The sequence below is a fragment of the Paraburkholderia acidicola genome (genome assembly GCF_002362315.1).
Lineage (GTDB): Bacteria > Pseudomonadota > Gammaproteobacteria > Burkholderiales > Burkholderiaceae > Paraburkholderia > Paraburkholderia acidicola.
This window is the reverse complement of the sequence record NZ_MTZV01000006.1, coordinates 510,686-523,405: the sequence shown is the minus strand read 5'-3', so window position 1 is coordinate 523,405 and position 12,720 is coordinate 510,686. Positions and strand designations below refer to the sequence as shown.

At 60.7% G+C, this 12,720-nt stretch carries 11 protein-coding genes; 3 read left to right on the top strand and 8 right to left on the bottom strand.

Annotated elements, in window-relative coordinates; translation table 11 throughout:
- The 6 genes from BWP39_RS21350 to BWP39_RS21325 all read right to left on the bottom strand — a co-directional run bounded on the left by BWP39_RS21350 (position 1) and on the right by BWP39_RS21325 (position 7,556).
- Entirely contained in the window at positions 1 to 852 is an 852-nt protein-coding gene (locus tag BWP39_RS21350) for a carbohydrate ABC transporter permease (protein ID WP_096723829.1), read from the bottom strand.
- The gene (locus BWP39_RS21345) at positions 852 to 1,826 is read right to left on the bottom strand and encodes a carbohydrate ABC transporter permease (protein WP_096723827.1); all 975 of its coding nucleotides are present in this window, start codon (positions 1,824 to 1,826) and stop codon (positions 852 to 854) included. Before BWP39_RS21345 ends, BWP39_RS21350 begins: the two co-directional genes overlap by 1 nt.
- Entirely contained in the window at positions 1,823 to 3,004 is a 1,182-nt protein-coding gene (locus tag BWP39_RS21340) for an ABC transporter substrate-binding protein (RefSeq protein ID WP_407944812.1), read from the bottom strand. Before BWP39_RS21340 ends, BWP39_RS21345 begins: the two co-directional genes overlap by 4 nt.
- A 78-nt stretch (positions 3,005 to 3,082) precedes the next feature.
- Positions 3,083 to 4,255 (bottom strand): ABC transporter ATP-binding protein, encoded by a 1,173-nt coding sequence (locus BWP39_RS21335; RefSeq protein WP_096723823.1) that lies wholly within the window; start codon positions 4,253 to 4,255, stop codon positions 3,083 to 3,085.
- Positions 4,256 to 4,287: 32 nt separating this feature from the next.
- Positions 4,288 to 6,345: a carbohydrate-binding protein gene (locus tag BWP39_RS21330; protein ID WP_207557016.1), complete on the bottom strand. Its 2,058-nt coding sequence runs from the start codon at positions 6,343 to 6,345 to the stop codon at positions 4,288 to 4,290.
- 170 nt (positions 6,346 to 6,515) lie between these two features.
- Entirely contained in the window at positions 6,516 to 7,556 is a 1,041-nt protein-coding gene (locus BWP39_RS21325) for a LacI family DNA-binding transcriptional regulator (protein WP_096723821.1), read from the bottom strand.
- Positions 7,557 to 7,964: 408 nt separating this feature from the next.
- Between BWP39_RS21325 and BWP39_RS21320 the strand changes: the two genes are divergently transcribed.
- Complete coding sequence (locus BWP39_RS21320; RefSeq protein WP_096723819.1) at positions 7,965 to 10,094, top strand: TonB-dependent receptor; 2,130 nt, start codon at positions 7,965 to 7,967, stop codon at positions 10,092 to 10,094.
- 183 nt (positions 10,095 to 10,277) lie between these two features.
- Positions 10,278 to 11,096: a crotonase/enoyl-CoA hydratase family protein gene (locus BWP39_RS21315; protein ID WP_207557015.1), complete on the top strand. Its 819-nt coding sequence runs from the start codon at positions 10,278 to 10,280 to the stop codon at positions 11,094 to 11,096.
- A 2-nt stretch (positions 11,097 to 11,098) separates the two neighbouring features.
- Here BWP39_RS21315 and BWP39_RS21310 read toward each other — a convergent pair whose 3' ends face one another.
- Positions 11,099 to 11,569, bottom strand: coding sequence for a hotdog fold domain-containing protein (locus BWP39_RS21310; RefSeq protein ID WP_096723817.1), 471 nt, complete (start codon positions 11,567 to 11,569; stop codon positions 11,099 to 11,101).
- Between the two features lie 11 nt (positions 11,570 to 11,580).
- The gene (locus BWP39_RS21305; protein WP_096723815.1) at positions 11,581 to 12,069 is read right to left on the bottom strand and encodes a winged helix-turn-helix transcriptional regulator; all 489 of its coding nucleotides are present in this window, start codon (positions 12,067 to 12,069) and stop codon (positions 11,581 to 11,583) included.
- Between the two features lie 183 nt (positions 12,070 to 12,252).
- On the opposite strand from BWP39_RS21305, the gene BWP39_RS21300 reads away from it, so the two are divergent.
- Positions 12,253 to 12,690 carry a PaaI family thioesterase gene (locus BWP39_RS21300; RefSeq protein WP_096723813.1) on the top strand — a complete coding sequence of 146 codons (438 nt, stop codon included), beginning with the start codon at positions 12,253 to 12,255 and terminating at the stop codon, positions 12,688 to 12,690.
- Positions 12,691 to 12,720 lie beyond the last annotated feature (30 nt).

Below are 12,720 nucleotides of genomic sequence, written 5' to 3'. Positions count from 1 at the left end.
TTATCCCTTGGTGGCGCCCATGGTCAAGCCGGTGATGAAATCCCTTTGCTTGAGAAAGAAAATGGCAACGGGCGGCAGGGCGGCCACGAGCGAGCCCGCCGCCACCAGGTGCCACTGCGCGACCCATTGCCCGTTCAGTGCCCTGAGGCCGGCCGTGACCGGCATCGCGTGATCGCCCTGGATCAGTACCGTGGCCCAGAAATAGTCGTTCCAGACGAACGTGAAGATGAGGATCGATACCGCCGCAATGGCCGGTCGCACGAGCGGCAAGACCACCCGGCGAAAAATCTGGAACTCGGTGGCGCCATCCATGCGCGCGGCGTCGATGAGTTCGCGCGGCAGTTCCAGAATGAAATTGCGCATGAAGAACGTGCAGAAACCGCTTTGAAACGCGGTATGAAACAGCACGAGTCCCAGCACCGAGTCGTACAGACCGAGGTGCAGACTCAGCGTGCGAACCGGCACCATGAGAATCTGGAACGGTACGAAATTGCCCGCAACGAACAGAAAGAACACCGGCAGGTTCATGCGAAACCGGTAGACGCCGAGCGCGAAACCGGACAGACAGCTCAACGCGACCGCACCGATCACAGCAGGGACGGTGATCAGAAAACTGTTGAGCAGATAGCGCGCGAGCGGTGTGCCCTGAAAGATGGCGAGATAGTTCGACGCCACTTGCCATTGCGTGGGGATGCCCCAGTAGTTGCCCGCGAAGATATCGGCGGGACCACGCAGCGAAGTCAGCGCGATGGCGATGAGCGGCAGCAGCCAGATGACGAGCAACACCGGAAGGGCGATGCGGTAGAGCCCTTGCACCGGTTTGCTGGCTTGCGCGATGGGTGTGGGGAACATCAGCCGTGCTCCTTTTCCTGCCGGTAGATGCGCACCAGCACGAAGGCGATATAGAGCAGCATGATCAGGAACAGTACGGTCGCGATAGCTGAACCGTAGCCCATCCGGAAGCCGTACTCGCTCAGTGCCTGTTCGTACATGTAGTACGCCAGCACGCGGGAAGATCCATACGGGCCGCCTTGCGTCATGATCGAGATCATGTCGAAGCTGCGCAGTGCACCGACCACAGTCACGACCACCGCCACGAAGGTCGCCGGGCGCAGTTGCGGCAACACGATGCGCGTGAGCATCGTCCAGCCCTTTGCGCCCTCGAGCCGCGCTGCTTCGATCAGATCGGCGCGCACGTTGTTGAGGCCTGTCAGATAGAGAATCATGCAGTAGGCGATCTGCGGATAAAGGCCCGCAACGACGATGCCGTAGGTCGCGTAGCGGCCCTCGGAAAGCACGGCGATGCCATGCAGGCCGAGCAGTTGCAGGAGATGAGCGAGCAGGCCATTGGTGGGATCGTAGAACCAGCTGAACACGAGCCCGATGACCGCCTGCGAAATCACGAACGGAAAGAAGAACAGTGATTTGACGAGGCGGATGCCAAACACCTGCTGGTTGAGAAACAGCGCCATGAAGAGGCCAGCCGGAATGGCGAGCATGAAGCCGATCAGCCAGATCAGATTGTTTCTCAACGCGCCCCAGAAATCGGGATCGTGATACAGCTCGACATAGTTCGCGATACCGATAAAGCTCGCCTTGCCGAGTCCGTCCCAGTTGTACAGGCTCAGCGCGAGCGACTCGATGACCGGCACGATCACATACATCGTGAATGCGATCAGTGCCGGTGCCAGGAAGAGCCACGGCGCCAGCGAGCGCTGGTGGCGCTCCCAGAACGCCGCGATGTTGTGCCGGGGTGTGGACTCCGCGGATGAAGGCCCGCTCGGGTACTTCGGGTACGCGCGAGCCCCCGAATGCCGTCCGGTCATTTGTAGACCCGCTGACGTACCTGCTCGAGACGCGTCAGCACCGCGTCGCGTGCATCGGGCTGCAGCATGTAGTGCTGGAAGCCGTCCATACCTGCCTTGGCCATTTCCGCGGGGGCATCGCGATCGTAGAACTGCGACAGCCCGGCTGCGTCGGCCAGCATCGCTGCACCGGCTTTCAGATACGGGTCGGTGGGGGCGGGTGCGTTGCGGCTAACCGGTAGTTCTTCCGTCATCGCACCGAACTTTGCCTGCACATCGGCGCGTGACATATACGTCAGGAAGCGTCGCGCGTCGACCTTGTTCTTTGCCTTCGACGGAATATGGACGGTCTCGATCGGCGCTTCCTCCGCGCGTGGCAGGTTCGGTGTAATCGCGGGGAACGGCATGAAGCCGAGGCGGTCTTCACCGAGTCCCGCCTCTTTCATCGGCGCGACCGCGAAGGTGCCCATCAGGTACATGGCTGCTTCGCCCTTCACAAGCGCCGGTACGGCTTCCTGCCACGTGTATGAAGCGTGGTTGGCAAGGAAATAGCCGGGCTTGGTCAGCTCATCCCAGCGATCGAACACGGCTTCGACGCGCTTGTCCGTGTACGGGATCTTGCCGCTCGTCAGATCCATGTGGAACGCGAAGCCGTTCACGCGCATGTCCAGATAGTCGAACCAGCTCGCCGTGGTCCACGTCTGTTTCGTGCCGATGGCGAACGGTGTGATGCCGTTGGCCTTGAGTTTCGCGCACGCATCGAGCAGCGCCTTCCAGGTGGTGGGCGGCTCGATACCGAGCTTCGCGAAGAGATCCTTCCGGTAGTAGATGCCCCACGCGTAGTACGTGTAGGGGATGCCCCACTTCTTGCCGTTGAGGGTCATCGCCGGTGCTGCGCTTTTCAGACTCTGGTCCAGGCCGTTTTTAGCCCAGATGTCGGACACGTCCTCGAACAGACCCGCGTCGACGAACGGCGCCATCCGGTGGCCTGCGTACCACGTCACGACGTCGGGTGGTTCCGCAGAAAGAAAGTTGCGAATCGAGGTCTTGTAACCCTCGGTGTCGAACGTATTAACCTTCACGTCCACGTCGGGGTTCTCCGCTGAGAAACCCTTTACGACCGCATCGAATGCGGTTCTCACCGAGGTATCCGCTGCGTTCGAATTGATTACGAGTGTGCCGGCCTGGGCACACGACATCACTGCTGCGAGCAGTAGCGATGCAGCGCCGGTCAGCGCGGTTTTTGCCATTTTCATTGTGTCTCCTCCAGTTGCGTGTCAGATGGTCAGTGCCATTGGAAGTGCCTGATCTTCGGTACAGCGTGTCAGTGCGTCGCCACGCGCATCGAAAACATGCAGCGATGTCGCGGGGATGGATATCGGCAGTCGCTGGCCCGCGTGGGCGCTGGCGTTGCCGGGTAGCTTGACGACCCAGGGCGTGAGCGGATCGCCGCTGTCGAGATAGACGTAGGTGCTTTCGCCGAGCCGCTCTTGCCACCGGACCTCGCGCACCAGATGCTGCGCATCGGTGCCATTGCCGGTGCTTGCGCCGGCGTGCTCCGGCCGGATGCCGAGCGTCAGGGCAACGCCTGGTTGCAGGCGCCGCGCGTCGACCGACGCGGTCAACGTTTCACCGGTGTCGAGTCGGACCTGTGCGCGCTGTTCGCTGGCGGACACCAGCCGCGCGGCGATGAAGTTCATCTTCGGCGACCCGATGAAGCCTGCGACGAAGCGATTGCGCGGCCGGTGATACAGCTCGAGCGGCGGCCCGCATTGCGCGATGCTGCCTTCCTGTTCGACTGCGGCGCCGGCATTGAGCAGCACGATGCGATCGGCAAGCGTCATCGCTTCGACCTGATCGTGCGTGACGTAGATGCTGGACGCGCCTTCGATGCCGCGATGGATGCGGGCGATTTCATGACGTGTCTGCAGTCGCAGCGAAGCGTCGAGATTGGACAACGGTTCGTCGAACAGAAACACGCCTGGCTCGCGCACGAGTGCCCGACCGATCGCAACACGCTGCCGTTGCCCGCCCGACAGCGCCTTGGGCAGACGATCGAGCAGGTGTTCGAGTTGCAGCGCCCGCGCTGTCGCATTGACCTTCTCGTCGATGACGCTCTTCTTCAGTTTCATCAGCGTCAGACCGAACGAGAGATTTTCATACACGGTCATGTGCGGAAACAGCGCATAGCTCTGGAACACCATCGCGATGCCGCGCTTCGCGGCCGGCACATCGTTCATGCGCCGGCCGCCGACGAACAGATCACCCGTCGTCATCGTTTCGAGTCCGGCGATCATGCGCAGCAGCGTCGACTTTCCACAGCCCGATGCACCGACGAACACGCAGAATTCGCCGGGCGCGATGTCCAGATCAACGTTACGCACGACCGCCGCATGACGCCCAACGGGACCATACGATTTGCCAACGCCCTTGAGCGCAATACTTGCCATGAATCACTCCGCCTTGCAGGTCTGGTTCGGCTTCATTGCGGCGTGGAGGCCGTGGTGGTCGGGGTGGCCGACGCATTCACGTCGTTCGTTTTCAGATGACAACTGGACGGCGCATCGACGACAACAGTTTCGCCAGGCTGCACGGTCAGGTCTGCGTAGGTGAACGTCGGACCCTGGCGGCCTTCGGGTTGCACGATCCGGCCAATGCGGTGCTGTCCACGAACCGTCAGGCACAGATAGGCGCCCGGGAATCCGGCGTGCCACAGATAAGGCGCCGCGCGGGTCTGGCTCGTGTTTGTCAGCGTGCTGCGGGTCTTGCCGTCCTGCCGCAAGGTGATCGAACCGTTGCCGACCGGAATGCTCGCCACCTGCAGCCAGCCGATATCGGACGGCAACTGCGAGACCGTGGTCACTGCACGCTGCGCCGCATCGGGCTGCACGCCCAGCAATCCATCAATCACCTGGCTCACGAGCGTGAAGGAAGTCTCCGGATAGTCGCCATTGAGAAACCCGCCAGAGTGCAAGTCGTTGATGCGGTTATAGACGTACTGCATCCAGGCCCACGCGGTCGTACCGTCGTTGACGGTGAAGAACGCATCGGGCAGATAGGTGACGGCTTCGAGGTTCGGCGGTGTGGAGGTGAGGGCCGTTGTGTTGAGCCACGACATGTACTGGTCGCGGCGATTGCCAGGCGCCATGATGCCCTTCATCGGCGCGAACCAGCTCATTTCGGAGCCCCACGCGGTCGATCCCACCGAGTCGATGTTGTAGCTGCGGATCACCGCGAGCGGGTTCGACGGGGGCACGCTCCACGTCGTGTTGTAGTAGGTGTAAAGATCGGCGGCTTTTTCAGCGTAGGTTCTGGCCGCTGCAAAGTCGCGCCGCGCCGCGGAGAGCGCGGACATCGAGAGATAGGCCTGATATTGGGTCGATACGGCATCGGCGGCTTCGACGGGATCGTCTCCGGCGCTTTCGTTGTAGCTCGCCACACCGAGGAAGATGTTGCCGCCGTTCGCCTGCGCGAGATTGATCTGCCGGCCATGGACCTTGCCGTCGGGAATGAGCCCGGTGTGCGCCGCGATGAACGCGCTCACGGTGTTGGCGACGAAACCGGTCAAAGCCGGGCTGGTCGCGTAGTCGGCGTCGCCGGTCCAGCGGTAGCCGTCGTTCATGCGCTGCGCGAGGTCGAACGGAGCGGGCAGCTCGCGGACGAAGTTGGTGTCACTCTTGTAGTCGGTAGTACCGGTCGAGCCGTCGAAGTTGATGGCCCACAGCGGGAAATAGCCACGGCTCGCGGTGGCCGACGTAGCAAAGCCTTCGAGCATCGTCTTGTTCTGCACATCCAGTCCGAGCATGTGTGCGCCAAGGAACTGATGGGCGAAATCGCGCGAGTAGTAATACGAGCGGAACGGATAGCCTGCCCAGTACGACGGTGTGTAGACACCGGTGCCACTGCCATTGCGGTTGTTCTCATCCATGTTGACGACACCGGTGGTGCCGGTTTGCCGTACCCACGAATTGGCTTTCACCTTCGCCCAGTCGAACATTGCGACGACGGTCGGATTCGACGACGTGATCTGCGGGTCGTTGGGCGCGGACGGTACGACTTCGATATCGTCGATATTGATCCAGCCGCGTCCGCTCGACGAAGCGAACGTGATCGTGACGGTGTCGCCAGCTGTGACGGCGATGCGCGGCAGCGTGTACTTGATGTACACGCCGGTGGCGAGCGAGGCGGGCAGGGTGATCGTTTGCGCCGGTGCGTTTCCGCTTCTGATCGAGAACGTTCCGCCTGTTCCGTTGGGCAAGGCCCCGATCCATGCGGAGAAATCGTAGGAGCCGGTCACAGTGGATTGAATCGATTGCGAGACCGAATAGCCGTCGCCCTGATCGAGAAAGGCCAGATGCGCGCCCGAGTGCGGATTGTTGGTCGCACATCCGGCGCCCGAAGTAACAACCCACCAGGACGAACATGTGTAGCCCGATCCGGCCTGCTCGAAACCTTGATCGTTGAATTGCAGTACCGGCGTTGTCGCGGCTCTTGCGCCAGGTGTGGCGGCAAGCGAGGCGAAGAGGGCGATTGTAGCCATGGCGCCAACGCGTAGACGGCGTTTCGACGAACCTGCACGTGAGATGCTGTTCATGAGTCTTGTCTCCTCCGGGGGATGTCGTTCTGATCGACTGCGATAGCGGCGCGGTTACCGGCGAACCTGCATGCTCACCAACCGCCACCGCTTCGTTCTGCGGTACACGCTTTCTTTCAGGTCGGGCTTGCACCGCAGGAGCGCCTGACCACCAACGGCACAATCGCTTTCACATGTGCCCTTGCCGACGATTCGCCGGCCATGATTCGTAGCAGCATCGCGGCTGCTTCGCTGCCTTCGGTGAAGGGCTCCGTGCGCATCGTCGTCAGCGGCGGTGCGGCGTATGCGGCGAGCGGAATGTCGTCGTAACCGACGATCGCCATGTCGTCCGGAATGCTTAGCCCTGCATCGCGCAGCGCAGCCATCGCACCGAACGCGATCGTGTCGTTGCCCGCGAACAGCGCCGTTACGCCCGAGCTGCGTTCGAGAATCGCGCGCATCGCCTCGGCGCCGCTTTCGGCGCTGTAGTTCCCGTATGAAATCCACGCAGGATCGACGTCGAGGTTCGCCGCCTGCATCGCGTCGTGAAAACCGAGCAGACGTTCGCGCACGATCGGATAGTCGTGGTGGGCGAACGCGATGTGCGCGATGCGGCGATGACCGAGCGCAAGCAGATGTTCGGTGGCCCGGCGCGCGGCGTCGCGATTGTCCGCATCGATGCTGTGAACGTTGTGGTGCCCGGTGAGATTCGATCCGAAGACGATCAGCGGGAAGCCGTTGCCGGCCGCATCGTTCAGATAGCTGAAATCGGCCTGGCGTGGATTCAACGCAATCAGCCCGTCGATCCGTCCACTATCGACGAGGCTCAGGCACGCGCCAGCCGGCGCGGCGTGATTGAGCGGTTCGAATAGCACCTTGTAGCCGCTCGCCTGGCACGTCAGCGTGACGCCGGTCAGAAAGCGCGGAATATAGGCGTCGACGTTGGCGTGTATCTGATCGTCGTGCGGCATGAGCAGGCCGATGGTCTGGGTGGCACCGCTTGCGAGCGACATCGCCATCGCATTCGGCACATAGTCGAGCTGCCGCGCGGCTGCGAGAACGCGTTCCCGTGTTTCGTCGCTGATCCCCATACCTGGGACGTTGTTGAGCACGAACGAGACGGTGGTGCGGGACACGCTGGCAAGGGTGGCGACCTGGTGGCTGGTTACACGCTTCATCGGTTTTTGGTCTGATCTTTCGGGTTGGCTAACACGCGTTAGCAGCGGGTTCGAAAAAATGGCTGCTGCCAGCCACCGGTGCTTCAAACATCGCCAGAATGCCCTATCTAACGCGAGTTAGTAGAGTATGTTCCCAAGCGGATAAAAATCAAGCTTCGTGTTCCAGGGAATTCCCGGGGTGTCGATGGCTGGCATCTCAATTTCTGGCGACAATTTGTCGCGCAGCACGACGTATTAACGCGACTACAAGTTCGATAAAGTTCGCGGTTGAGAAAAACCATCAACGTCCATCGAAGAGTGCCGCACGGCTTGCGAGTCGCAGCGGTCTGCCCAAGAGTTTTTTCCCTGCTGCGCCTTGCTCGTTCTCCACGACATCGATCTGGCGCGGCACATCCTCAAGTATCGACAATGAAGATTCGAAAGCACAAAGAGAAATGGCTGGTCCCAGCCTGCTTCGCCATTGCGCTCACGGCACAGGCCGAGCCGCTAAACCGGCAAGACACCGAGTCCGATACGGACGAAGCCACCTCTAGCGAGCGGGAGAAGTCCGTTACCACCCGATCGAATCGAACCCCACCTGAAACCACCGATGACTCGACGTTCGTACTAGGCGCCATCGAGGTGAGCGCAGTGCGCACAGGGCCGCTATCGACGCGCAACATCCTGACCTCCGTCGATCGCGTCGACGCGAGCCACATCGAGAACCAGAACGTGCGCAGCCCATGGGAACTCTTTGGCCAGATGCCAGGCGTTCTGCTGACCGACTTCAATCAAGGCACGACCTCGGGCAAGATTTCGTTTCGCGGTTTCAACGGCGAGAGCGAGATCAATGCGGTCAAACTGCTGATCGACGGTGTTCCATCCAATAGCAACGATGGCAGCATGCCGTTCATGGATGCGGTGTTTCCGCTTGAGATCGAATCGCTGGAAACCGTACGCGGCACGAACGACCCCCGCTATGGTCTGCACAACATTGCCGGTAACGCGACGATCACGACGCTCACCGGCGGCGACTACGCCCGGGGCCGCATCGGTTACGGAAGCTACGGCACGTACAACGCCGAAGTGGTTGCCGGCCACGAGAGCGACACGTTCTCGCAAAACTACGCGTTCGGCTATCGTCGCTCGCAAGGCTATCGGGATCATTCGGATATGGACAAGGTAGGCGTCGCGGGCAAGTGGTTCTACAGCCCGAGCGCGGCTGTGCGACTGGGCCTCTCTGCACGCTACGGCCGAACCGCGGCCGACGAGCCGGGCTATCTGACAGAGCGCGACGCGCATAGCAATCCGACCGGCTCTTACGCATTCAACAACACCGATCAGGCCACGCGCGAAACCGGTCAATACGCCGCGTATTTCGACGTCGATCTAACTGACCGCTTGTCCTCGTCGACGAAAGCGTATGTCAATACGTTCAGGGATCGTCGCTGGGTCCGGTTCTCCGCGTCGGTCAGCCAGCAGGAGCGTTTCTCAGACGAACAGCAGTTTGGCTTTCTTAGTTCCCTCACTTACCGCCCCCGCACGACGGGGATGCCATGGATCAAGGATCTCGCATTGGAAGCCGGCGTCAGCGGAGAGTGGCAAAACAATCGCAGCCAGCGCTGGCTGACGCGAGACCAGGTGCGCACGTCGCAAACCCGCGACCAGACGTTTTCGTACGACACCACCGGCGCCTATGTTCAGGCCACCTTCAAGCCGTTCGACACGCTCAAGCTGATTCCGGCCTATCGCGTCGACATGGCCAGCGGTCATCTGACGAACCATCTGTCAGGCCAACGCTACGACATGAACGACTACGGTGTGATCCAGCAACCGAAGTTCAGCGCGGTCTACACGCCGTGGTCTGGCTACAGCTTCTACGGAAACTACGGGCGGACGTTTCAGATCGGTGTCGGCGCAGGCGCCTACAAGATTCCGCCGCGCGTGACGGATCTCGCACCGTCCATCAACGACGGCTGGGAGGTGGGTCTCAAGTTCAGCCCACTCGAGCGGCTGGATGGGCGCGTAGCGTACTGGGAGCAACTCGCTTCCAACGAGGTGCGTCGCAAGGCAAATGATCCTACCGGTGACTTCGACAACCTCGGCAAGACGAAACGCAAGGGGTTCGACGTGCAGGCCAATCTGCTGCTCGCACGTGACCTTAGCCTGTGGTTTGCGTATACGTACCAGATGGCCCGCGTCGTCGATCCTGGTCCCACCAATCTGGGGAGCGCGGGCAAGCAGGTCGACCATGTGCCGAACCACCTGGTGTCCGCGGGTGCCGATTACCAGGCCACGGCGGACCTGCGCCTGTCGACATGGGCCAACGCGCAAAGCGCGTACTACCTCGAACCGACCAACTCGACGGGCAAGTTCGGTTCCTCGGTGCGGTTCAATGCGAGTGCGTCGTACCGGGTTTCGAAAGCGGTGACATTCGACGTGCAACTCACCAATCTGCTGAACCGTTACAACGAGTACGTCTGGTATGACGGTGTGCAGACGCTTCATTCGCCTCAAGCGGGCCGTGCTGCGTTTGCTTCGCTCACCATGCGTTATTGAACGCCTGGGACCGGCCGTTCCGCACTCCTGCAGCTGAAAATGCGCGTTGCGCGAGCAACGCAGAGACCCATGTCGCCTCAGGGTACGAGGGACTTTGATGAACCTCCGCTGGCCGGACACACTGGGAATCCACCCCATACGGTACGCGGGCTGATACATTGAATCCCTCAATGAACAAGAGAGGTGACAGTGCAAGATCAGCGCGTGCAAATGACGATCGATGCGAATGGCGTCGCATGGGTAGCACTCTCGCGTCCGGCGCAGCACAATGCGGTGGACTTCGCGATGCTGGACGAGATTGCCGCTGTGCAGCGGCGACTTCGTCGAGAGAAAGCCGTGCGTGGTGCGATCATCCACGGGGAAGGGCCATCGTTCTGCGCGGGTCTGGATTTCAAAAGCGTGTTCTCTTCGAAGCGCACGCTGTTGCGCTCGGTGCTCTCCCTGTATTCACCGCGCAGGAATATCTTTCAGCGCTGGAGCATGGGTTGGCGCGATCTTCCATTTCCAGTGATCGCCGTCGTTCATGGGCATTGCTATGGGGCCGGGATGCAGCTCGCGCTCGGTGCCGATCAGCGGATTGTCGCAGCGGACGCGAAGATGTCATTGATGGAGGTGAAGTGGGGATTGGTGCCCGACATGGGCGGCCCGACGCTCCTGCGTGAGCTGATGTCAATCGATGTCGCGAAAGAACTGGTGTTGAGCGGACGTGTTGTATCGGGCGCGGAAGCGGTCCAGCTCGGACTCGCGAGCAGGGTCGAAGACGATCCGCTTGCAGCTGCAGCGGCACAGATCGCGGTGTGGGCGCAGCGATCTCCCGACGCGCTGGCTGCCGGAAAATTTCTGCTTCACGATGCATGGAGCGACAGCGAATCCACGGCGCTTGCGGCTGAGAGGCGGTGGCAACGGCGCATCATCGGACGCTGGAATCAACGGCTCGCGATGCGGCTCGGGCTCAAGAAGGGCAGTGACGAAGCGTTTCGACCGCGTAGTGTTCGACGGTAGCTTCAGGTTGCCTTCTTCAACGAAACCCACATGGTGATGACCGCGTTGAATACGGCTTCCCCCGCGCGGTCCTCGACCCTGACATTGACTTCAAACTCGCCGGCGTCTGGCCACTGTGCGGTGGTGACAGGCTCGGCGATTGCGACAAGATCGGTGCTCGCTTTTTTCAGGTATTGAACCGTCATCCCTTTCGGAATCCAGCGGTGCGTCCGCGGCACCGACACTTCGGTCAACATGCCGCCGGCAACTTCGGCCATGTTGCACATGGCAATCGCGTGTACGGAGCCGATGTGATTAAGCACGGATCGATGTTTGCGTATCTGCACACGGCAATAACCGGGACGAAGCTCCGTAATGGTCGGACTGATACTGGCGAAGTACGGTGCTCTCAGGCACACCAGGCGCGAAAAAAGCCACTTGCCAGCAGGTCTGGAAGATAAACGCGTCCAGAGAGACAAGACATCGATTGCCATGCAGATTGTCCTTATTCAGCGTCGTGCGCTGTAGCTTCGCTTTCTTGAACTCTCCATCCCGGCCCGGGCATCGGCTTGACGTCGCGTGGATCAAGCGGTTCGCCGCATTCGGAACAGACTGTCACCGGCCGAAACACGTGGTCACACGTCCGGTGTTTTAGCAGCATGGGCGGTCCGTTCCCGTCGTCCTTCCAGCGATCCCCCCATGCGGTGAGCGCGAGGAGCACCGGATACAGATCAAGGCCCTTTTCCGTCAGACGGTATTCGAAGCGCACCGGTCGCTCCTGATACGAGCTTTTCACCACGATACCTTCATCGACCAGACGCGCCAGCCGTTCGGCAAGCACATGGCGCGTGAGCCCCAGTTGCGACTGAAACTCGTCGAAGCGGCGCATGCCAAGGAACGCATTGCGCAGTATCAACAGGGTCCAGCGATCCCCGATCACCGCAAGTGTGCGCGCCACCGAACAGGGCATCGAACCTACATCGCTCCATTTCATGGACAGTTTCCTTGATCATCGATACAAATAGTGCGTTCCATTATAGAACTGGCTCTCGAATCTATTGGGAGCTTTTGCATTGACATCGGAAGTATCGATGCAGACAATCAGTTCCAATTTAGAACGCACTCGATTCGCGCGCTCGATTCGTACTGCACCCATGTCAATACCAGGAGCCTTCAGATGAATCCCTTTTCCATGTCGGGCCTTGAATTGCTGCGCGCCGGAGCCGCTGGCGATCTGCCGCGCGCGTCCATTTCGGAAACGATCCCGATGGAACTCGATGAAGTCGAGAGCGGCTACATCAAGATGACCGCTCGCGCCGATAACCGGCATATCAACCCGCTGGGTGGTGTGCATGGTGGCTTCGCCGCGACGGTGCTCGATTCTGTGACGGGCTGCGCCGTGCATACGATGCTTGAAGCGGGAGTGAGCTACGGCACCATCGATCTGCACGTCAAGATGCTACGTCCTGTGCCGCGTGATGTGGACCTGGTGGCAGAAGGTCGCGTTATCCATCTTTCAAAGAGCCTGGGTGTGGCAGAAGGGTCGCTGAAAACGCCGGACGGCAAGATCGTGGCGCATGCGTCGGCGACCTGTTTGATCAAGCGTCCGGAGTAGTGACGTAGTGAGCGGATTGCGTGAGCAACG